Consider the following 19,532-nt stretch of genomic DNA (forward strand, 5'->3'; position numbering starts at 1 on the left):
CGGCTCAGGAGATTCACGGGAGTTGGGAAAACCCCGCTCGGTCAGCGGGCCTGCTTCACCGCGCGCAGCACCACGAACTTCGGGTCGGAGGCCATGAGTTCGCACGTGCCGAACATGCGGCGCAGCTTTTCGTGGTAGCCGAGGTGGCGGTTGCCGACCACCCACAGCTCGCCGCCCTCGCGCAGCGCGGTCCGGGCGTCCGCGAACATCCGCGAGGAGGTGCGGTCCGTCGTCGCCTGGTGGGTGTGGAACGGCGGGTTGTTGAGGACGAGGTCCGCGGTGCCGGGCGGGAAGTCCGCCAGGCCGTCGCCGAGCCGGAACTCGGCCTCGCGCGCGGGCCCGGCACACATCCGGAAGGTGGCCTCGGCCGAGGCCATCGCCGGGTGCGACTCGTCGGCGAAGGTGATCCGCGCCCGGGGGTTGGCGAGCGCCGCCGCCGTGCCCACGATGCCGTTGCCGCAGCCCAGGTCCACCACGTGGTCGGGGCCGGTGCGCTCGGGCAGGTGCTGGAGCAGGAAACGGGTGCCGATGTCCAGGCGGTCGGCGCAGAACACCCCGGCGTGATTGGTGACCGCGAGGCCGGAGGCGGGACCGATGCCCAGCTCAAGGGAGTACGTCAGCGGCCACGGGTTGCGCGGCCTGGAGAGCTTCGGGTCCGGGGTGGTGAAGATCAGCCGGGCCTTCTTCTCGGCCAGCGAGGTCTTCGTCGGGCCCAGGATCCGCTCGAACAGGTTCAGCGTCGAGGTGTGGATCTCCTTGACCATGCCGGCCCCGACCACGACCGTGCCCGCGTGCAGCGAGGGCGCGATCCGCTGGAGCTGGTCCTCCAGGAGCCCGAGGCTCTTGGGCACCCGCACGAGCAGCACGTCCACGCGCTCGGGCACCGCGTCCCGGGTCGACAGGAGACGTACCGCGTCGGGCGCGGAGCCGGCCCGCGCCAGGTTGGCCCGGGTCGCCTCCTGGGCCAGGAACGAGTCGCTGATCTGTACGGGGTGGTGCTCGGCGAGCGCCGTCGTGAGCGCACCCCAGCGGTCGCCGGTCACGACGACGGTCCCCGAGAAGTCCAGGTCGCCGATCTCGGCGAGGTGCCGCAGCAGATAGTCGTCGGCGGCGTCCCAGGCCCGCAGCGGGTCGCGGGGGTCTTCGGGGAATCGGGTCAGGTCGTGCTCGCCCCAGGGCGTGATCATGCGGTTCATTGCTTGCCAGGCTAACCCGAAACGGCGGCCGTGCCCCGCCGCGCCGGCCGGGGCCCGCATCCGGCCGGGCCCTGGCCGCCCGGGCCCCGGGCGGCCGGGGCCCGCAGCGCCCCGGCTCAGCTCCGGTCGAGGTAGGCGAGGACCGCGAGGACCCGGCGGTTGTCGTCGTCGGAGACCGGCAGGCCCAGCTTCGCGAAGATGTTGGAGGTGTGCTTGGCGATGGCCCGCTCGGTCACGACCAGGCGCTCGGCTATCGCGGCGTTGGACCGGCCCTGCGCCATCAGCTCCATCACTTCCAGCTCGCGCGGGGTGAGCCCGCCGAGCGGCTCGTCGCGCGCCTTGCGGGAGAGGAGCTGCTGGATCACCTGGGGGTCCATCGCGGTGCCGCCGCCCGCGACCCGGCGTACCGCGTCGATGAACTGCGCCGCGTCGAACACCCGGTCCTTGAGGAGGTAGCCGACCCCGCCGTCGCCGTCCGCGAGGAGTTCGCGCGCGTACAGCTGCTCCACGTGCTGGGACAGGACCAGGACCGGCAGGCCGGGCCGGGCGCGGCGGGCGGCGAGCGCGCACTGGAGGCCCTCGTCGGTGTGCGACGGCGGAAGCCGGACGTCGACGATCGCGACGTCCGGCTCCAGCTCGGCGAAGGCCCGGGTCAGCTCGGGGCCGGTCTCGACGGCCGCCAGGATCTCGAAGTCGAACGCCTCCAGCATTCTGACCAGGCCGTCGCGGAGCAGGAACAGGTCTTCGGCTAGGACAACGCGCAAGGGATCTCCAGGGTGACCAGGGTGGGGCCGCCCATCGGGCTGCTGACGGCCAGGACGCCGTCGAATGTACCGAGCCGCCGTTCGACCCCGCTCAGGCCACCGCCCGCCCCGGCCTTCGCACCGCCCCTGCCGTTGTCGCCGACGGACACCCGCAGCGCGCCCGCCTCGTACGACAGGTCGACCCAGACGCTGTCCGCCGCCGCGTGCTTGACCGCGTTGGTGAGCAGCTCGCTGACCGCGAAGTACGCCGCCGACTCGACCGGCGCCTCGGCCCGGGCCCGGTCCGGCAGGTCCACCGACACCTCGGTCGCCACCGGCAGGCGCAGCGCCAACGCCCGTACCGCGTCCGCGAGTCCACGCTCGGCGAGGACCGGCGGGTGGATGCCGCGCACCAGGTCGCGCAGCTCGGTCAGGGCCTCGGCGGAGGACGCGCGGGCCGCCGCGAGGAGCTTCTTGGCCTGCGCCGGGTCCTTCTCGACGAGGGCCTCGATGGTGCCCAGGTTCATGCCCATGGCGACCAGGCGGGCCTGTGCCCCGTCGTGCAAGTCCCGCTCGATGCGCCGCAGTTCGGCCGCCGAGGTGTCCACGGCGTCGTGCCGGGTCTCGGTGAGGCGGTCGACGCGCTGCGCCAGCTCGGCCTCCCGGGAGGGCGCGAGCAGCGCCCGGGTGAGCTGGAAGTGGCCGCGCAGCAGAGCCGGGTTGACGAACAGGCCGAGCACGAACAGGGCGGTGCCGAGCGCGGCCGCCGCGTAGCCGCTCTGCCGGCTGGTGACGTGGATGAACAGGAACCAGTCGCCGCCCGCGTCCGCGATCGGCCGCCACACGCCGAGCGCGATGACCCAGCCGTACGCCACGTACGCGAGCAGGGCGGGCGGCACGATCGCGATGAGGGACCCGGCCGTCATGTCCACGAGCATCCAGCGCAGGTCGTGCCAGGTCGCGGGGTCGCGCAGCAGCGTGACCAGCCGCTCGCCCCAGCCGGCCGCCCCCGGGCGCCGGGGCACCGGCCGGTACGCCGACGGGATCGGCACCCCGCTCCAGCGCAGCGCCAGCGTCCGCCGGAAGTCGGCGTGGGCGCGCACCCGCTCGATGAGCGGCGGGGCGGCGAGGACGCCGACGCCGACGGGTATGAGGGCGATCGCGACGACGGTCAGGGTGAACAGCAGGATCGAGCCGGTCATCGACACCAGCGTCAGGGCGAGCCCCCGCACCCCCGCCAGGAGCGCTTCGCGCGCCTTGGTCGCATTCATCGTTTCCCCGTCTCCTTGCCGCCGATGGACCGGCCTCCAGTGTCGCCGGGCACCGCACGCGCGGTCACTGGGTCCCGCCCCCGGCCCGGGGGTGTTGCTGGCAACACCCCCTGACCTCGTAGTTCGCCCCCTCGATGCGCGAGGGGAGGCGGCACATGCGAAAGGGCGGGGCGCCCCCCGGCGCCCCGCCCTTTCCAACCCGCCCGTCAGGGCGCGTACTTGTAGCCCACCCGGCGTACGGTCTGGATCGCGGCGCGGTGCTGGGTGCCCAGCTTGCGGCGCAGCCGGGCCACATGGACGTCCACGGTCCGGCCGTCGCCGACGTGGCCGTAGCCCCACACCGTGGTGACCAGCTGATCGCGGGTGTGCACCCGGTGCGGGTGCGCCACCAGATGGGCGAGCAGCTCGAACTCCAGGTAGGTGAGGTCGAGTTGGGCCCCGTCGACCTCGGCGGTGCGGCGCACGGTGTCGATCCGTACGAGGGCGTCGCCGGTGGTCGTGGCGGGCTCGACGACCGGCACCGGCGTCAGGGGCTCGGGTGCGGCGGCGAGCAGCGGGGGCTGCTGGTCGGCGGGGACGAGGACCAGGTAGCCGACCATCGCCGGGCGGCCCGGCAGCGCGGGCAGCGTGTGCTGCGGGGCGGGCAGCCAAGTGGCGCCCGGCGGAAGGAAGTCGGCGACCTGGCCGGCGGCCGGCCGGGCCACCTCGTCACGGTCCACGGCTCGCAGTCGGTGCCGGCCCAGGGGGAGAGGGGCGTGGGCGTCGGAGGACGGGAGGGTACGGGTGTTCGCCATGAGGGGTCAGCTCTTTCGCGCGAGGAGTCGTCAGCGGGAGACGTACGTCGTTGCGCGCGGGCCGAAGGCCTGGAGTGGATCGAGGCGTTAGAGGGCCGGCGCGTTCGTCGCGCGGCAACACACCCGGTCGAAGTCGTGGTCCTGACGGGACGGCCAGAACGGTTCGAGGTCGGTGCGACCTGTCGTGGCGCTCTGGATGCTGGTCATGTCCCCATTCAACCAGACGATCCGCCCGGTGCAGCAGCCCCCTCCCACAGACTGATACGGATCCTTGGCACAGCGTGACCACAACCGGCCACCGCGCCGGGTGGTCCGAACGCGCGAGAAGCGCCCACCGCACCGGCGGTGGACGCTCCCCGGGGATCCGGGGCCCGGCTCAGACCTGCCCGGCCTTCTCCAGCCCGGCGCAGCAGGTGTCGACGATGAGGCGGGTCACCACGTACGGGTCGACGTTGGCGTTCGGGCGGCGGTCCTCGATGTAGCCCTTCCGGTCCACCTCGACCTGCCACGGGATGCGGACCGAGGCGCCGCGGTCCGAGACGCCGTACTTGTACTGGTCCCACGGCGCCGTCTCGTGCAGGCCGGTGAGGCGGTCGTCGATGCCGGCGCCGTAGTTCTTGACGTGGTCCATGGGCTTGGAGCCCTCGCCGAGCGCCTCGCAGGCGGTGATGATCGCGTCGTAGCCCTCGCGCATCGCCCTGGTGGAGAAGTTGGTGTGCGCGCCCGCGCCGTTCCAGTCGCCCTTGACCGGCTTCGGGTCGAGGGTGGCCGACACGTTGAAGTCCTCGGCGGTGCGGTAGAGCAGCCAGCGCGCGATCCACAGCTGGTCGGAGACCTCCAGGGGGCCGACCGGGCCGACCTGGAACTCCCACTGGCCGGGCATGACCTCGGCGTTGATGCCGGAGATGCTCAGGCCCGCGGCGAGACAGTGGTCCAGGTGCTTCTCGACGATCTCGCGGCCGAAGATCTCGTCCGCGCCGACGCCGCAGTAGTAGCCGCCCTGCGCGGCCGGGAAACCGCCCACGGGGAAGCCGAGCGGACGGTCGCCGTCGAAGAAGGTGTACTCCTGCTCGATGCCGAAGATCGGCTCCTGCGCCGCGAACTGCTCGGCGAGCGGGCGCAGTTGGGCGCGGGTGTTGGAGGCGTGAGGCGTCCCGTCGATGTCGAAGACCTCGCACAGGACCAGGACGTCGTCGCCGCCGCGGATCGGGTCCGGGCAGGAGAACACCGGCTTCAGGACGCGGTCCGACGCGTGGCCCTCGGCCTGGTTGGTGCTGGACCCGTCGAAGCCCCAGACGGGCAGCTCGGCGACGGCCCCGGGGGTACCGGCCATGATCTTGGTCTTCGAGCGGAGCTTGGCGGTCGGCTCGGTGCCGTCGATCCAGATGTACTCGGCCTTGTACGTCACGGAAGCCATCCTCTGTGGGAGCTGCGGGTTGCCTGCGCGCTGCCACGCTGCGGCGCTGCTGTATGCCCCGCAGCCTCACACCCCGAAATTTCCCGCCCGTTGCCCGTTTGTGAACCCGGTGTTACCTGGGGTTCCGCAGGAGCCCCGAAAGGCCCGCACGGCGGATCCGCCTCGTCAGTTCCTCCGGTGTGGCGCCGAGGGCTTCGGCGCATCGTCCCAGGTGCCAGTCGTGGGCGGCCAGGTTCCGCAGCAGATGGCCGCGCCGCACCTGGTTCTCGGAGAGCCGGAACGTCTTCAGGTACGCGACCCTGCCCTGGTGGTCGGTGATGGTCTCCCCGATGTGCCGGCCCGCGCCGCCCCGCTGGAACGGCGGCAGGAAGCGCCACAGGGCGAAGCCGCCCATCCGGTGCACCCGGCTGAAGGTGTACGGGGTCGCGTGGAGCTCCGCGGCCAGCACCGTGTCGTGGGCCTCGCGCCAGGCCCGCTCCTGGCCGCGCGCCGCCGCCCGCAGATCGCCGAGGCTGCGGATGTGCCGGTCGTCGAGCCGGGCGGTGAACTCCGTGACGGGACGCCCGTACAGCGCGTACTGGTGGATCAGCTCGCCGAACAGGTCCTGGAGCAGGGTGGCGTGCAGGGCTCGGTAGTCGTCGGGGTGCGGTACCGCGAAGGCGGCGCCGAGTGCGTCCGCCGCGTACACGAGCACGCCGCACTGGCCCGGAAGGATCTCGAACACCCGCAGGGCGTCGGCGAGTTGGGGTACGTTGGCGCCGAGGTACGCGCTCTCGACGCGGGGCGAGAGGCCGTCGCGCAGCGCCGTGCGGGACCACTCCTCCCATGCCACGGACGGGCCGCCGAAGTGCAGGGCCAGATAGCCCTCCAGGGCCAGGTGCAGCGGCAGGAACCGCAGCCGGTCGCCGGGCCGGCGCTTGGCCATCCGGTGCAGCGGCATCCGGTCCGGCACCCCGTCGCCCAGCGTCGTGCCGTACGCGGCACCAGGGCCCTCGCCCGACCAGTCGGCCACGAAGCCGTGCGGGATGTACGAGGTGTAGCGGGCGCGGCCGGCCAGGCGCACCTCGGCGCCCTCGGGGTGGCCGTACGCCTCGCGCGTCAGGCGCAGCCCCGCCACCGGTTCCGCCCGCAGCAGCGGGACGAGCCGGATGCCGCCCCACACCTGGGCGGGGCCTGCCTCCAGGCCGGTCAGGTCGAGCGCGGTCATCGGCTGCTTCCCGTGAAGTCGGCGGTGCGGCGGTCGAGATACGAGTACAGCTCGGCGAGGCCCGTGCGGCCTTCGGCGAACTGGGCGATCTCCACCAGGGCGGGCAGGTCCTCCGCGTCGCGGATGCCGGCCGTGGGCACCGAGGGGGCGAGGCGGCGCACGTCGAAGCCGTCCGCGTCGTATACGGGGTTCAGATGGACGACGCGGGTGCGACGCTCCGGATCGAGCCGGCGGCGCCACACGCGCAGCACCTCGCCCGCGAGCCCCGGTGGCGCGTTGTCCCAGCCGTCGGAGACGATCACCAGCCGCTCCGGGCGGTCGTCCAGCGCGTCCAGGACGCGCATGCCGAGCGGGGTCGCGCCGAACGGCCGGGCGAGCAGCGGGTCGCCGCCGCCCGAGGTCCACCGGCCGCGGTAGGCGCCGCCGGAGGCCAGCGCCTCCAGGAGGAAGTGGCAGGCCAGCGCCACCGCGAGCGGGCGGCGCCGTTTCTGGCCGGAGCCGGACGAGGAGTAACTGTCGTCGAGCACCGCCGAGATCCGGCCCCACGTCCCTGCGTGCGGCCCGGCGGCGCGCAGGGCGGCGGCGCGCAGCGCTCCGGTCAGTTCGCCCCGGCGCCGCGCCCGTTCGTCGAGGCCGAGCGACAGGACGTACAGGGCGAGCCGGGTCAGCGGCATGGTGGCCAGGTCGGCCGGTACGGCCCCGGCCCGCGACTGCGTGCGCAGCCGCTCCAGACGGGTGGTGCGCGGAGCGATCCGCTCCAGGAACACCGCGCGCGGTATCCCGTGCCGGGCCGCGAATCCCTCGGCGACGGTGAACGGCAGCTCGAAGACCGCGGCCTGCTCGTAGTGGGCCCGCCGGTGTGCGTCGAGCAGCGGGTGCGCGTACCGGGCGCGACGTCCGGGACGGAACAGGAAGTCCCCCAACTCGGCCTCCACGGGCGGGAGATGGGCGTGCCGCGTGGCCGCCTTGAGGCCGCCGCGGTATTTCACCGCGTCGAACGCCGGGTCCGGTCGGGCGGCCAGCCAGTCGCGGAAGATCGCCCGGGTGCGCCGGTTGTTGACCTTCGCCGCCCGCAGTGCGCGCAGCAGCCGGTACACGCGCTGTGGCGCCATCACCGCGAGCCGGGCCGCGATCAGCCGTCCCTCGGCGCGCTTCTCCTCGGCGTCCGCCTCACCCGCGCTCGCCAGCAGGTGCCGGATGACGAGCGCGGCGTTGTGGTCGTTGATGTCCAGGGCGAGCACGGCGGCGTACACCCGGCGGTAGTTGACCCGTACGTACGCGTGGAGGAAGGCGAGCGAGAGGCGCTGCTCGCCCGCGGCCGAGCGGAACTCGCGCTGGCCGGTCGCGGTGACGGCGGCGTTGACGAAGAGCAGCACGTCCTCCGCCGCGATGAGGTCGGCGCAGCTCTCCTGAGCCATGGAGGTCCCCCGTGGGTGAAGTGGAGGCCGGCCGGGGAATGGGGGCGCGAACAGCGAAATGTTTGCGGTAGAGGCAAGTCCCGGAAGTCGCGCCGGAGTCCCGCGGCCGGCCCCGGAAACGTAACATTCCACCCCCCTCGCCCCGCCACCGGAATTCGGCGCCGGGCAGACTGGTCCCATGAACGACACCGCCCGCACCCCCCGCATCGGACTCCTCGGCACCGGCCCGTGGGCCGTCGCCACCCACGCGCCCGCGCTGGCCGCCCATCCCGGCGTCGACTTCGTCGGGGTGTGGGGGAGGCGGCCCGAGGCGGCGCGGGCGCTGGCGGCGGAACACGGTGTCGCGGTGTACGAGGACGCCGACGCGCTGTTCGCGGACTGCGACGCCGTCGCCTTCGCGCTGCCGCCGGACGTGCAGGCGCCGCTCGCCGTGCGGGCCGCGGCGGCGGGCTGCCATCTGCTCCTGGACAAGCCGGTCGCCACGGACGTGGCCGCCGCCCGCGAACTGGCCGGGGCGGCCGAGCGTGCCCAGGTCGCCTCCGTCGTGTTCTTCACGCTGCGCTTCGCGAAGGAGACCGCGTCCTGGGTGGCCCAACAGGCCGCGACGGACGGGTGGTTGACCGGTCGGGCGCGGTGGTACGGCTCGCTGTTCACGCCGGGTGCCGAGCGCAGCCCGTACGCCGCATCGCCCTGGCGGGGCGAGAAGGGCGCGCTCTGGGACGTCGGACCGCACGCCCTCGCCGTGCTCGCCGGGGTGCTCGGCGAGGTGACCGCCCTGACCGCGGCGGCGGGCCCCGGCGACACCGCGCACCTGATCCTGCGGCACGCCTCGGGCGCCTCCAGCACCGCAGACCTGAGTTTCACCGCGCCCCCGGCCGCCGCGGGCGTCGAGGTGTCGCTGCTCGGCGAGGCCGGCACCGAGGTGATGCCGGGCTGGGGCGGCGCGCTCGACGCGTTCGGCGCGGCGATCGACGCGCTCCTGGACGCGGCCCGCACCGGGGTGCCGCACCCCTGCGACGCCCGGTTCGGTGCGCGGGTCACCGAGCTCCTCGCGGCCGCCGAGACCCAGCTGGGGCGAGCCACGGGCCGGGCCTGACGCAGGGCCCGACGCGGAGCCGCCTGCGGAACCGCCTGGGGAGGGGCCGCCCGCTGAAGGGTTACTTGCGCGCGAGGGCGTCGCGTACGGCGGCTTCGGTGCGGCCCACCACGGCCGTGCCGTCGTCCGCCGTGATGAGGGGGCGCTGGATCAGCTTGGGGTGCTCGGCGAGCGCGGCCACCCAGCGCTCGCGGGTGGCCACGTCGCGCGGCCAGTCCTTCAGGCCGAGTTCCTTGGCGGCGGCCTCCTGCGTGCGCGTGATGTCCCACGGCTCCAGGCCGAGCCGGTCGAGCACCGCCCGGATCTCGTCGGGCGACGGCACGTCTTCGAGGTAGCGGCGCACCGTGTAGTCGGCGCCCTCCGCGTCCATCAGGTCCACCGCGCTGCGGCACTTCGAACAGGCCGGGTTGATCCAGATCTCCATGCCGCCAGGCTACCCGCGTCGCACCGTCAAAGCCCGGCTGGCCAGGGGCGATTGTCAGTGGTGCCCAGTAAAATCGAGAGAGTAAGTGAGGGTTCCCGACCGCCCAGGAGGATGCCCATGACCGCTGCCGCACTCACCTCGCACGCCCCGAAACAGCTGTCCCTCCAGCCCCTTCACAAGGTCCCGCTGCCCGCCGGGCGTCCGCGCGTCTGGTACGAGTCCCACAACCGCCGCCTGAAGGCCATGCGCCTGGCCATCGCCCTGCTCGACACGGGTGTCTACCGGCCCGAGCAGGCGTCCGACCGCGCGATACGCACGGTGGCCGCGCTCATCGGCGTCCACCAGCCGTCGGAGACGACCTGCCGGATGGTGCGCGCGCTGCTCCACGACGGCCGCTGAGCCAGGACGGCCGCCGATCCAGGGCACGCGCCCATCCCCTGCGGGCGCCGATCCAGGGCGCGTGCTGATCCCACGGCGGGCGCCGGCGCACGAAGGGTGTGCGGACGCCTCCGCGTGACTGGCGGGCCCGGTCGTGCCTTGAGGGACCCGGTGGTGCCTTGAGGGATCGGGTCGTGCCTTCGAGGGGCCGGGTCGCGCCGTCCGGAAGCCGGGGGGGGGCACGGCCCGGTCCCAGGACGCCGATGAGGGTCCGGGACACCGATGACGGGCCGGACCGCCGATGACGGGCCGGACCGCCGATGATCTAGGGTGGCCCGGCCGTGGTGTTCGGGAATTCCGGTGCGAAACCGGAGCGGCCCTCGCCACTGTGATCGGGTTTCCCCGGGTTCCGGGGAGCCGCCGTCCCCTCGCGGCGCCACTGGCCAGGACCCACCTGACCGGGAAGGCCGGGACCAAGGCATCAACCCGTCAGCCAGGAGACCGGCCGCGGCATCTCACGAAGTGATCCACGAGGTGCTGGAGCGTGACCCGCATGACCCTGCCTGTTCGCACGTCCCCCGAGAGGGGCACCCGTGCGGTGCCCTCCTTCCACTGGCGGCGCGAGGACACCGTCCGAACCGCCGTCCTCCTGACAGTGATAGCCCTCCTGCACATCGTTGCCTTCGGCGTCCTGTTCCTGCTCGTGGCCCCCGCGCACTACGCCGTCGGCACCAAGACGTACGGCATCGGGCTCGGCATCACGGCGTACACCCTCGGCATGCGGCACGCCTTCGACGCCGACCACATCGCGGCCATCGACAACACCACCCGCAAGCTGATGGCCGACGGCAAGCGGCCGGTGTCCGTGGGCTTCTGGTTCGCGCTCGGCCACTCCAGCGTGGTCGTGATCATGGCGGCCCTGGTGGCGGGCGGCGCCCAGCTCGCGGGCACCCTGATGAACGAGGACTCCCGCGCCCACCAGGTGCTCGGCGTGGTCGGAACCACCGCATCCGGCTCCTTCCTCTACCTCATCGCGGCCCTCAACCTGGTCGCCCTGTTCGGCATCCTGAAGGTGTTCCGCGCGATGCGGTCGGGTGCGTACGACGAGAAGGAACTGGAAGCGCACCTGGACTCGCGGGGCTTCATGAACCGGGTTCTGGGCCGCTTCACCAAGTCCATATCCCGGCCCGGCCAGATGTTCCCGCTGGGCTTCCTCTTCGGCCTCGGCTTCGACACCGCGACCGAGGTCACCCTGATGGTGATGGCCGGCACCGGCGCCGCCGCCGGACTGCCCTGGTACGCCATCCTGTGCCTGCCGCTGCTGTTCGCGGCGGGGATGAGCCTGTTCGACACGCTGGACGGCACGTTCATGAACTTCGCCTACCAGTGGGCGTTCTCGAACCCGGTCCGCAAGGTCTACTACAACCTCACCATCACGGGCCTGTCCATCGCGGTGGCCTTCTTCATCGGCACCATCGAACTCGTCGGCGTCCTGCACGAGAAGCTCGACCTCACCGACCCGGTCAGCGGCTGGATAGCCGAGCTGAACATGGACAACGTCGGCTTCGTGATCGTCGGCCTGTTCGTGGTGGTGTGGGCGGCGGCACTGGCGTACTGGCGGCTGGGGAAGGTCGAGCAGAAGTGGGCGGGGGGCGGGGTGTGAGGGGTGGGGCGTGAGGGGTGGCGGTGCCCTCCTCGCCGAAGTGGCTGCCGGCCGGGAACTCGACACAGCCGAACGTCCAGCCGAGGTCCTCAACTGGCGCATCACCACACAACCCAACAAGCGAGCGCGGGCAGCGCGACAGCCCAGTATCTTCCTGGGTGCGGCAGCGGCGCCTCCGACCGTCCAGCCTTCGGCTCCGGCGACGAGCCCGACGCGCGAGGAGCGTCGTCGGCTCCGGTAGTTGCACGCGCAGCGGTGCCTGCGAGCCGCGAGGTACCGGCAGGTTCTGCGCCATGCCTATGGGGCTTCGCGCCCAGGCGAGACCGCCGGCAAAGACGATGCGATGCCTCCGCTCAACCCTCTCGCCCACGCTGTGACCTGAGTGAGGTGCTCAGGTTGCAGACCCAGACGGGCGTTCGGCTGCACGAGGAGGGTGGGGAAGCCCGCAGCGGTGCGCTGCACGGCCCACTCGTGATCGAGCGCGGTGAAGTCGTCATCGATCCAGGCCGAGGGTTCGTCGCCGAGCCACGCGTCGACATAGTCACGCTTCCAGAGGTAGCCGTTGGGATGGGACGTCGTGATCTTGGGGCGTGGGAGATCGACGTACGTGAGGGCCGGAAGACCGAGGAGCGGGCCGATCAGCGTGGGGGCGTCCCGGCGCCAACTCGTGCACCAGACCGGGGCAAGTGGAACGCTCCGGAACATGCTGGCGAGCATGGGCCCGTGCGCCGGGTTGAGCCAGACGGTGACCGGATCCTCCGGAGTCCGACCGTCCGGCACGACCTCGTGGCGGACGTGCGTGGCCGGGATGCTGTCGTCACCCTGGGGGAAAGGTATGAGGACACCGTCGAGGTCCAACAGCAGATAGGGCACGTTCATGGGTGCCTCCATGGGTGTGGCGGTCGGCAGCGTCAGAGCTTGCGGGCCGTTATCAGCAAGGTCGTGGGCCAGCGGCCGAGCCGGGCATCGTGGAACTCGTGGGCGGCGGTGAGCCATAGACCGGCGTCGACAAGGTGCCGCTGCCACTGCTCGGCGCTGAAGTCCCAACGGGCGACAGGCAGTCGGGTGCGGTCGGGCAGTACGACGTAGTCCCGGCGGGGGCGGTCGCCCGTCGTCGCGCGGCGTCCCCCTCGCTGAGGGTGCGGGGTGGAAAAGGCGAGGGTGCGACCAGGCTTGAGGCGCTGAGCGATGGCAGGCAGCAGTAGCTCGGGGGCTACGAGGCCAACGGCGCCGAACACGGAGTAGATGGCATCGAACTGCTCGTCGCAGCCGTGCAGGTAGTGCAGCGCGTGCCCGGCGACGAAGGTGAGGTTGCTCAGCCGTCCATAGTGCGAGCGTGCTCGGCGGATCTGGAGTCCTACAAGGTCCACGCCGGTGACTCGGGCGCCGTGCCGGGTGGCTAGGTGGGCGACGTTGTGGCCAGGGCCGCAGCCGAGCTCCAGCACCCGCTTGCCGCTGAAGTCGGGGCCGAGGATCTCAGCACCTGGTCCGCGCCCTGGTCTCGTCGTCCATTCCATCCGCGCCGGTATGGCCAGTGGCTCGGCAGGGCCGGTCGCGGTGCGCTGGAGGGCATGGACGTACCAGGGAGAAGCTTGGGCGGTAGGCACCTAGACCTCCAGGAGTTGGAGGACGTCGGTGAGGTGGCGGCGTACGACGGTGATGTACGCCGGGTCGGTAGCCGGGTCGTTGATCCAGCGGATGGACTGCTCCATGAACCACTCGACCGCCCACATGCGGTGCCACCCGAGCGCCCACTGCTCAGCGGGCAGACCGCCGCGCTCGGCGAGGGCGTCGGGGGTGCCGCCGGCGGTGACGTACTGGTCGAGGAAGACCCGCATCCGTACTGGGTCGGGGGTCTCGAGGGTGCCGTGCCAGCTGGCGAGGTCGAGCAGGCCCGGGCCGGTGAAGGTGCGAGCGAAGTCGAGCAGACGCCAGCCGTGATCCCCGGTGTGGAGGCTGGTGGGATGGAACTCGGAATGCACCCAGCCGAACGGAGCCAGTGTGGTTCCGACCGCGCGTGGCCCGGCGGCCTTGGTGATCTGGGCGAGGGCGTCTGCGATGTCGGCGGTGTCCGGCCAGCGGCCGGCCTGGTGGAGTTGGTCGAGGTGCTGGGCTGCACGGGCGGGCAAGCCGATCAGACGTTCCTCATCGAGCAGAGGCAGGGCCGGCGCTGTACGGGTGCCGTGGAGGACCACGGCCGCGGCGACACCGTCGAGGTCGTCGGCGTCACGAGCCGGGTCGCCGAGATCTTCGAGGAGCATGCCGAGGCAGCCGTCCAGAATCGCGGTTGCACGCAGCTCGGGTACAGGAACGCCGAGGGTATGAGCCAGGCGCAGGGCCTGGGCTTCGCTGTCGAACGGCTGCTTGGCGTACTTGAAGATGGCAGTGGTGCGGTCGGGGAAGGTGACGCGCTCGACGCCGGACATCGACCAGACCCGCACCTCGGCGCGCTCGGGCAGGGGCAGGCCCTTGACCGCGCACAGGTGGGTGAGGAGTTCGGCGGTCAGCTTCTCGTCCATGAGTGGGCTCCGTGGGTTGGTGGCGTCCGGGGTGGGCGAAGGTGGCCTGCCCGCCCCGGAGCCTGGTCGGGTGTTACGCGGTGGGGTCGCTCACGCGGCGGGCGTAGACCTGCTCGATCCAGCCGGCCTTGAACTGGGCAAGGTCGTCACGGAAGTTGGCCATCGAGGCACCGTAGGGTGCGACGACCCCGCCGGACTGGTCGGGCACGGACTGGCAGCCGTGCACGAGGCGTCCGCCGAGCGCCGTGTGGGCCTTGATGGCTTCGATGCGGCGGTGCTCGTTGAACCAGCCGCCGTGGTAGACCTCATCGAGCATGCCGCCGGTCTCGTCGTCCAGGTCGAAGACGACGGAGGTAGCGGCGGGGAAGAACCAGCACGGGCCGATGTTGGAGATGTGCCCGTCCAGCTCGACCTTGTTCAGCGCCATCAGCGTGGCCGCCTCGCGAAGCATCCGCAGGTGGTCGGCGGTGATCTGCGGCAGGCCGAGGCCGGCGAGGTGCTCCTCGCGGAACAGGTAGGCGTACACCTCGTACGCGGTGGCCAGCACGCGGGCCGCATCCGAGGTGGAGGCGGCGTGGGCCTTGATGAAGTCGAGGGCGAGCTGCTCGACCGCACTCTCCGCGGTCTCATCCACGTTCAGGAGCTGGGCCTTGACCAGCTCCCAGTCGACGACGAGCCAGGTGTTGGACTCGAAGCGGAAGAAGTACTCGGCCGGGTCGATGGTGATGCGCCGGCCTTCGACCTGGATGCCGGGCAGGCGGCTCCAGCGCTCGTCGAATGCCTCGGGCAGCTCGACCGTGATGGCCGTATTGGTCGCCGTGTCGATGGTGGTCACCTGGGTCTCCGTCTCTGATCGGCCGGGTTCGGGCATAGGAATGCCCGAACCCGGAGCGGGCGTACGGAACTTGGGTGCCGCCCGGCCAAGTGGGGAGCCTGGATTCACGGTCGGACCTGAACCGTTCCGGGCGGCTGATGATTAGTGAACCGCCCGTCACGCTCAGTGGGTACGGTGAAGAGCAGGCCAAGCGGTATACGCGGTTTACAGCCCCGGATCGGAGGCGGTCGTGGCAGCACCGAGAGAGCCCAACTCCCGCCTGCGCGAAACGATCGACGCCGTCGGCTGCACCTTCGAGGCCCTCGCCAAGGACGTCCGCCGCGTCGCCGCGGAGAACGGCGAGATGCTGCAGACCAACAAGTCGGCCATCTCCCACTGGGTGAGCGGAACCCGCCACCCCACCGGCAGGACCGGCCAGTACCTGGCCGAAGCCCTCTCCCGCCGGTCCCACAGGACCGTCACTCAGGTCGAGATCGGCCTGGCCGCACCCGACTCCACGGCCGACGAACCGAACCCGGACCCAGTCCTTGCCGCAACCGATCTCGGCCGCGCCGACGTCGAACGCCGCCGCTTCCTCGCCATCGCCGCCTTCACCACCGCCGGCGTCGCCATGCCCCTCGCCTACGACCACGAAGCCACCACCCGCATGCTCCGCGCCCGCACCGGCACGACCCTGGTGGGGGCGGAGGATGTGGACGTTGTACGGCAGATTACCGCCGCTTTCAGCGCAGCCGACGAACGCCTGGGCGGCGGCCACGGCCTGACCACCGTGACCGCCTACCTCGCCGACACAGCAGCTCCCATGCTCCGCGCCCGCTTCCCAACCGACGTCTTACGCCGGGCCGCCTTCGGCGCGGTGGCCGAACTCGCCTACCTAGCAGGCTGGAAGCACCACGACCTCGGCCAGGAGGGCGCCGCCCAGCGCTACTACCAAGTCGGCTACCAGCTCGCCTGCGAAGCAGACCCCCACGGCCACGCCGCCTGGATGATGCGCGCCCTCGCCCACCAGGCCCTCAGCCTCAAGCAACCCCACCACTGCATCGACCTCGCCGAAGCCGCGCTGGCCGGCGGCCTTGGCCACATCGACGGCCAGACCGAGGCCCTGCTCCACATCACCCACGCCCGCGCCTACGCAGCCACCGGCGAGAGAGCACACGCTGCCCGCGCCCTGCTCGCCGCGGAAGACGCCCTGCTGCGCGAGGACGGCCCCCAGCCCAGCTACTCCCGCGTCAGCGGCCCGGCCGCCGGCACCGTCGCCAGCCACACCGCCCGCACTCTGACCGACCTCGCCGATCACGTCGGCACCGAACAGCAACACCGCGACGCGCTCACCCGTTGGGACCCGGAGAAGTACAAGCGCGTCCACGCCCTCACATACGCAGACCTCGGCGACAGCCTGGCCGCACAGACCCGCGCCGACGAGGCAGTCGCCGCCTGGAGCCAGGCCGTGGTGCTGATGGAGGGCATGACCTCGGACCGCACCCGCAAAGCGATCACGTCGCTCCGATCTACCCTCGTGACCTACCAGCGGCGCAAGGTGCCCGGAGCCACCGAGCTCGCCCGTCGCGCACGAGAAGCACTCCCTTAGCATGCCCAACAACCCGGCCGACGAAGGGATCACCGTGGCTCAGCAGCAGACCGAGGACCAGCCGAAAGCTCTCAAGCCCGCCCTCGAATCCATGACCCTGCTGGTTGCCGCCGTCATCGTCCACGACAAGGCCACCAACCGCGTCGTCCTTCTACAGCGCAGCGAGAACGCCAAGTTCGCCCAGGGCATGTGGGACCTGCCCGTCGGAAAGAGTGAACCCGGCGAGCCCATCACCGAGACCGCGGTGCGCGAGCTCTACGAGGAAACCGGCCTGACGGTGAAGCCGGAGTCCCTCAAGGTTGCCCACATCATCCACGGAGCATGGGGAGTTGAGGCCCCCAACGGCTTCCTGACCGTCGTCTTCGCAGCCCACGAGTGGACCGGGGCCCCCGAGAACCGCGAGCCGCGAAAGCACGCCCAGGTCTGCTGGATCGACACCGACTCCATCCCCGAGGAGTTCGTGGACACGACCGCCAGTGCCCTCCACGGCTACCTCGACGGTGGCGCGGACGTCTCCCTCAACGGCTGGCAGTAGCGGAAATTTCTCCCACTGTCAGTGGCTGCAGATACGGTTCCGACCCGAGCATTCGATCTGCGTGGGAGGGGCGTATGGCGACAGAACGAAAGTGCCCGGAGTGTCAGGCTGGGGGCAGCGCCAACCGGAAGGGGAAACCGGGGCGATGTGTCGGCTGTATCGACAAACGATACCGGCAACTTGGCTGGAATCCCATCGAGCCATACGTCTCTTCGGAGCATGCGCGTCAGTGTCTCTGCACTGAATGTGATCGCGCCGAACTCGTCCCGTACACCGAGATCCGCAACAGCAACAACCGCTACTGCGACTGGTGCTCGTGCCGCCGGATGTACGAACAGGGTCTGGTGAGCGATCCCTCGAAGTGGGACGTTACCGTGGAACAAGCCGCAGAGATCGTCCTGGGGGAGGACTTCCTTGCACGCAGTCCGGCCGGTGAAGTCTTGGATGCCGTTGGGCTCGCTGCACAGATGGAGCACGTGTGGTCGTTGGTCGCGGTGGAGTGCGTCATATGCGGCACCGTCGCCAGACGGAGCGTGTCGAGGACTCTCGGTAGCCGCAGCAACCCTGGACGTAGCCGGTGTTCGTACTGCTTCTCGCTGCCCTTGGCTTCATGGCAAGACGAGTTCTTCACAGCACATCGGTTGTTGCGCGACCACGAGGGATATGCCCGATTCGGTCAGCGGGTTGCTGCCAGTTGCCTTGACTGCGGTGCTGATCGAAGCATTTCGGTCTCCGAGCTAAAGAGCGGTGTGGCTCCTTGTCTCGGCTGCGCCGAAGCGACAGACCCCGATGCCGTACACGTCGTTTACGTGATGCACTTTCCCGTGCTCCGTGCGCGCAAGGTTGGAATTACCAGCACCGAGGTACGGCACGACAGGATTGCCTTTCACGAGGCGCAGGGAGGCGTTCTTCTTGAGCAGCAGGAGGTGCCCAACAGGGAAGCCGCGCGGACAGTTGAAGACTGCGTGCTGCGTGCAGTGCGAGCGTTTCCCAGCGGGTGCGCTTCGCGGGACTTCCCCCAAGGAGGCTTCACGGAGACCTGGAGTCATGACGGTCCCGCCGTCGATCTTGCCTGCGTCATCGAGAGGCTGGAGCGAGATGAAGCACCTGGCTTCGATCGGCTGAGGAAGCTCTGGGCCTACTTCGACAGCGAGCCGGCGACTATCGAAGAACTTGTTGAGTTCCGGCACATTGAGGTCATCGAGGTCGATGGGACGCAAGTGCACCAAGTTGGCTTCAGCGAGCCCTTGGAACAGGTGCTGCGCAAGATCCGATCGCGCAGGTTAGCGGGGGGCGTTGGAGCGACCGAGACAGCGTGACGCTGCACTTGTCGGACCGTGCGTCGCGGTGTGGTACTCCGCAGTGCCCTTGAACGGCGGGACCAACAGTGACACGGATATTTGGTCGACTCGCGGTGACCACCGGCAGCTAGGCAGCCCCTTCCGGTCGTACTTTCGGAGCCAGAGAATTCACACTGCTGCGATGCGTGTTCATGCCATGCTGGACGGTTGGCCTGCAGAAGGAGCGGGCCCAGGAAGGGCATGGAATGACCACCGCCAAGAACACCTACGCCGTCTGGCCGCATGCCACGGTGACTGCGATTGCGGACGTTCTCGCCGACACGAGCGACGGTCTGACCGGCCGGGAGATCAGTCTCCTGCTCTCTCAGATAGGCATCGCGGAGGCTGAGGGGCCCAACAAGCGTGAGCGGCTGGCTCGGGCACTGTGGGCACGGCAGATACGCGACCAGGCGTCGAACTGCGTGGTCAGGTTCATCGCCGAGGCGATGGCGCCCGTGCGCTACACGCAGAAGCTCGATGTCTTCTCCCGCCGATGCGACGACCTCAACGAAGTGCTGGTCCACATCGGCCTGCGGGTCAACGAGGCGGGAAAGGTGGCTCGTGGGCCGGTCGCGAGCACCCTGGGCGAGGCAGCGCAGCACGCCAACTCCCTGCGGGCGGAGCTTCGCCGTCGTGGAACGCATCATCAGGTCCTGGCGTACTGCACCCGGGAGATCCTGACGAAGAATGCGTTCCACGCCAGTTTGGAAGCGACGAAGTCTGTCTTTGACCGGCTGCGGCAACTCACCGGAGAGCAGCGCGACGGTTCGCAGTTGGTCGACGCTGTCCTCATGCCCGGCTCCACCGGCACGCCACGGGTCGCCATCAACTCCGGAGCAACCCCGACGGAAACCGGCGAGCAGAAGGGCTTCGCGTCCCTACTGAAGGGACTGGCCAGCATGTATCGCAACCCTACCGCTCATGATCCGCGGCTTAACCGACCCGTCTCCGACGACGAGTTGCTTGAACTGTTGACCACTCTGTCGATGGTTCACCGTCGTCTCGACCACGCCCGCGTGCAGCCCTGAGTCGCAACCCTCAGCGCGTGGGGAGCTAGGAGTTCCACACCAGCATGTTCTGAACAACGGATAGGCCAATCGGAGACGTC

At 70.7% G+C, this 19,532-nt stretch carries 19 protein-coding genes, 1 pseudogene and 1 riboswitch; of the genes and pseudogenes, 8 read left to right on the forward strand and 12 right to left on the reverse strand.

Going from position 1 to position 19,532, the window contains the following annotated elements; genetic code table 11:
* Positions 1-41 precede the first annotated feature (41 nt).
* The 7 genes from CG740_RS21665 to CG740_RS21695 all read right to left on the reverse strand — a co-directional run bounded on the left by CG740_RS21665 (position 42) and on the right by CG740_RS21695 (position 8,046).
* Complete coding sequence (locus CG740_RS21665) at positions 42-1,187, reverse strand: methyltransferase (RefSeq protein ID WP_100576853.1); 1,146 nt, start codon at positions 1,185-1,187, stop codon at positions 42-44.
* Positions 1,188-1,312: 125 nt separating this feature from the next.
* On the reverse strand, positions 1,313-1,960 hold the full coding sequence (locus tag CG740_RS21670; RefSeq protein ID WP_100576854.1) for a LuxR C-terminal-related transcriptional regulator: 648 nt from the start codon (positions 1,958-1,960) through the stop codon (positions 1,313-1,315).
* Positions 1,945-3,210, reverse strand: coding sequence for a sensor histidine kinase (locus tag CG740_RS21675; protein WP_100576855.1), 1,266 nt, complete (start codon positions 3,208-3,210; stop codon positions 1,945-1,947). The genes CG740_RS21670 and CG740_RS21675 overlap by 16 nt, the downstream gene beginning before the upstream one ends.
* Positions 3,211-3,416: 206 nt before the next feature.
* A complete protein-coding gene (locus CG740_RS21680) occupies positions 3,417-4,004 on the reverse strand; it encodes a winged helix-turn-helix domain-containing protein (protein WP_100576856.1) in 588 nt (195 codons plus the stop codon).
* Between the two features lie 376 nt (positions 4,005-4,380).
* A complete protein-coding gene (glnII, locus tag CG740_RS21685) occupies positions 4,381-5,412 on the reverse strand; it encodes a glutamine synthetase (RefSeq protein ID WP_100576857.1) in 1,032 nt (343 codons plus the stop codon).
* 121 nt (positions 5,413-5,533) lie between these two features.
* Positions 5,534-6,628 (reverse strand): ARPP-2 domain-containing protein, encoded by a 1,095-nt coding sequence (locus CG740_RS21690; protein WP_100576858.1) that lies wholly within the window; start codon positions 6,626-6,628, stop codon positions 5,534-5,536.
* Positions 6,625-8,046 (reverse strand): hypothetical protein, encoded by a 1,422-nt coding sequence (locus tag CG740_RS21695; protein ID WP_100576859.1) that lies wholly within the window; start codon positions 8,044-8,046, stop codon positions 6,625-6,627. Before CG740_RS21695 ends, CG740_RS21690 begins: the two co-directional genes overlap by 4 nt.
* 178 nt (positions 8,047-8,224) lie before the next feature.
* On the opposite strand from CG740_RS21695, the gene CG740_RS21700 reads away from it, so the two are divergent.
* The gene (locus CG740_RS21700) at positions 8,225-9,142 is read left to right on the forward strand and encodes a Gfo/Idh/MocA family protein (RefSeq protein WP_100576860.1); all 918 of its coding nucleotides are present in this window, start codon (positions 8,225-8,227) and stop codon (positions 9,140-9,142) included.
* Between the two features lie 61 nt (positions 9,143-9,203).
* Here CG740_RS21700 and CG740_RS21705 read toward each other — a convergent pair whose 3' ends face one another.
* Positions 9,204-9,566 (reverse strand): ArsC/Spx/MgsR family protein, encoded by a 363-nt coding sequence (locus tag CG740_RS21705; protein ID WP_100576861.1) that lies wholly within the window; start codon positions 9,564-9,566, stop codon positions 9,204-9,206.
* A gap of 117 nt (positions 9,567-9,683) precedes the next feature.
* Between CG740_RS21705 and CG740_RS21710 the strand changes: the two genes are divergently transcribed.
* From CG740_RS21710 to CG740_RS41085, 3 genes and pseudogenes are all read left to right on the forward strand, one after another.
* A complete protein-coding gene (locus CG740_RS21710; RefSeq protein WP_100576862.1) occupies positions 9,684-9,965 on the forward strand; it encodes a hypothetical protein in 282 nt (93 codons plus the stop codon).
* A 304-nt stretch (positions 9,966-10,269) separates the two neighbouring features.
* Positions 10,270-10,468: riboswitch (cobalamin riboswitch) on the forward strand.
* 29 nt (positions 10,469-10,497) lie between these two features.
* A complete protein-coding gene (locus tag CG740_RS21715; protein WP_100576863.1) occupies positions 10,498-11,607 on the forward strand; it encodes a HoxN/HupN/NixA family nickel/cobalt transporter in 1,110 nt (369 codons plus the stop codon).
* A gap of 28 nt (positions 11,608-11,635) precedes the next feature.
* Positions 11,636-11,848: pseudogene (locus CG740_RS41085) on the forward strand (relaxase/mobilization nuclease domain-containing protein); the annotation flags it as partial.
* A gap of 56 nt (positions 11,849-11,904) precedes the next feature.
* On the opposite strand, the gene CG740_RS21725 reads toward CG740_RS41085, so the two are convergent.
* The 4 genes from CG740_RS21725 to CG740_RS21740 form a co-directional block, all read right to left on the reverse strand.
* Positions 11,905-12,486, reverse strand: a complete 582-nt coding sequence (locus CG740_RS21725; RefSeq protein ID WP_100576864.1) for an HAD domain-containing protein — start codon at positions 12,484-12,486, stop codon at positions 11,905-11,907.
* A gap of 32 nt (positions 12,487-12,518) precedes the next feature.
* The gene (locus CG740_RS21730) at positions 12,519-13,214 is read right to left on the reverse strand and encodes a class I SAM-dependent methyltransferase (protein WP_100576865.1); all 696 of its coding nucleotides are present in this window, start codon (positions 13,212-13,214) and stop codon (positions 12,519-12,521) included.
* On the reverse strand, positions 13,215-14,126 hold the full coding sequence (locus CG740_RS21735; RefSeq protein WP_100576866.1) for a phosphotransferase: 912 nt from the start codon (positions 14,124-14,126) through the stop codon (positions 13,215-13,217). It lies immediately after the preceding gene.
* Between the two features lie 73 nt (positions 14,127-14,199).
* A complete protein-coding gene (locus CG740_RS21740) occupies positions 14,200-14,961 on the reverse strand; it encodes a hypothetical protein (RefSeq protein WP_100576867.1) in 762 nt (253 codons plus the stop codon).
* A 229-nt stretch (positions 14,962-15,190) separates the two neighbouring features.
* On the opposite strand from CG740_RS21740, the gene CG740_RS21745 reads away from it, so the two are divergent.
* The 4 genes from CG740_RS21745 to CG740_RS21760 all read left to right on the forward strand — a co-directional run bounded on the left by CG740_RS21745 (position 15,191) and on the right by CG740_RS21760 (position 19,452).
* On the forward strand, positions 15,191-16,549 hold the full coding sequence (locus tag CG740_RS21745) for a transcriptional regulator (RefSeq protein ID WP_100576868.1): 1,359 nt from the start codon (positions 15,191-15,193) through the stop codon (positions 16,547-16,549).
* A gap of 1 nt (position 16,550) precedes the next feature.
* Positions 16,551-17,084: an NUDIX domain-containing protein gene (locus tag CG740_RS21750; protein ID WP_100576869.1), complete on the forward strand. Its 534-nt coding sequence runs from the start codon at positions 16,551-16,553 to the stop codon at positions 17,082-17,084.
* Between the two features lie 74 nt (positions 17,085-17,158).
* The gene (locus CG740_RS39795; RefSeq protein WP_159030375.1) at positions 17,159-18,403 is read left to right on the forward strand and encodes a hypothetical protein; all 1,245 of its coding nucleotides are present in this window, start codon (positions 17,159-17,161) and stop codon (positions 18,401-18,403) included.
* Between the two features lie 227 nt (positions 18,404-18,630).
* Positions 18,631-19,452, forward strand: coding sequence for a TIGR02391 family protein (locus CG740_RS21760; protein WP_100576871.1), 822 nt, complete (start codon positions 18,631-18,633; stop codon positions 19,450-19,452).
* Positions 19,453-19,532 lie beyond the last annotated feature (80 nt).

The organism is Streptomyces sp. CB01201, from assembly GCF_002803085.1.
Classification (GTDB): domain Bacteria; phylum Actinomycetota; class Actinomycetes; order Streptomycetales; family Streptomycetaceae; genus Streptomyces; species Streptomyces hundungensis.

Excerpts from the sequence above, each read along its gene's own strand:
- CG740_RS21690 (WP_100576858.1), bottom strand. The coding sequence starts at position 6,628 with ATGACCGCGCTCGACCTGACCGGCCTGGAGGCAGGCCCCGCCCAGGTG.
- CG740_RS21695 (WP_100576859.1), bottom strand. The coding sequence starts at position 8,046 with ATGGCTCAGGAGAGCTGCGCCGACCTCATCGCGGCGGAGGACGTGCTG.
- CG740_RS21715 (WP_100576863.1), top strand. The coding sequence starts at position 10,498 with ATGACCCTGCCTGTTCGCACGTCCCCCGAGAGGGGCACCCGTGCGGTG.
- CG740_RS21675 (WP_100576855.1), bottom strand. The coding sequence starts at position 3,210 with ATGAATGCGACCAAGGCGCGCGAAGCGCTCCTGGCGGGGGTGCGGGGG.
- CG740_RS21705 (WP_100576861.1), bottom strand. The coding sequence starts at position 9,566 with ATGGAGATCTGGATCAACCCGGCCTGTTCGAAGTGCCGCAGCGCGGTG.
- CG740_RS21680 (WP_100576856.1), bottom strand. The coding sequence starts at position 4,004 with ATGGCGAACACCCGTACCCTCCCGTCCTCCGACGCCCACGCCCCTCTC.
- CG740_RS21760 (WP_100576871.1), top strand. The coding sequence starts at position 18,631 with ATGACCACCGCCAAGAACACCTACGCCGTCTGGCCGCATGCCACGGTG.
- CG740_RS21665 (WP_100576853.1), bottom strand. The coding sequence starts at position 1,187 with ATGATCACGCCCTGGGGCGAGCACGACCTGACCCGATTCCCCGAAGAC.
- CG740_RS21735 (WP_100576866.1), bottom strand. The coding sequence starts at position 14,126 with ATGGACGAGAAGCTGACCGCCGAACTCCTCACCCACCTGTGCGCGGTC.
- CG740_RS21710 (WP_100576862.1), top strand. The coding sequence starts at position 9,684 with ATGACCGCTGCCGCACTCACCTCGCACGCCCCGAAACAGCTGTCCCTC.
- CG740_RS21700 (WP_100576860.1), top strand. The coding sequence starts at position 8,225 with ATGAACGACACCGCCCGCACCCCCCGCATCGGACTCCTCGGCACCGGC.
- CG740_RS21750 (WP_100576869.1), top strand. The coding sequence starts at position 16,551 with ATGCCCAACAACCCGGCCGACGAAGGGATCACCGTGGCTCAGCAGCAG.
- CG740_RS21725 (WP_100576864.1), bottom strand. The coding sequence starts at position 12,486 with ATGAACGTGCCCTATCTGCTGTTGGACCTCGACGGTGTCCTCATACCT.
- CG740_RS39795 (WP_159030375.1), top strand. The coding sequence starts at position 17,159 with ATGGCGACAGAACGAAAGTGCCCGGAGTGTCAGGCTGGGGGCAGCGCC.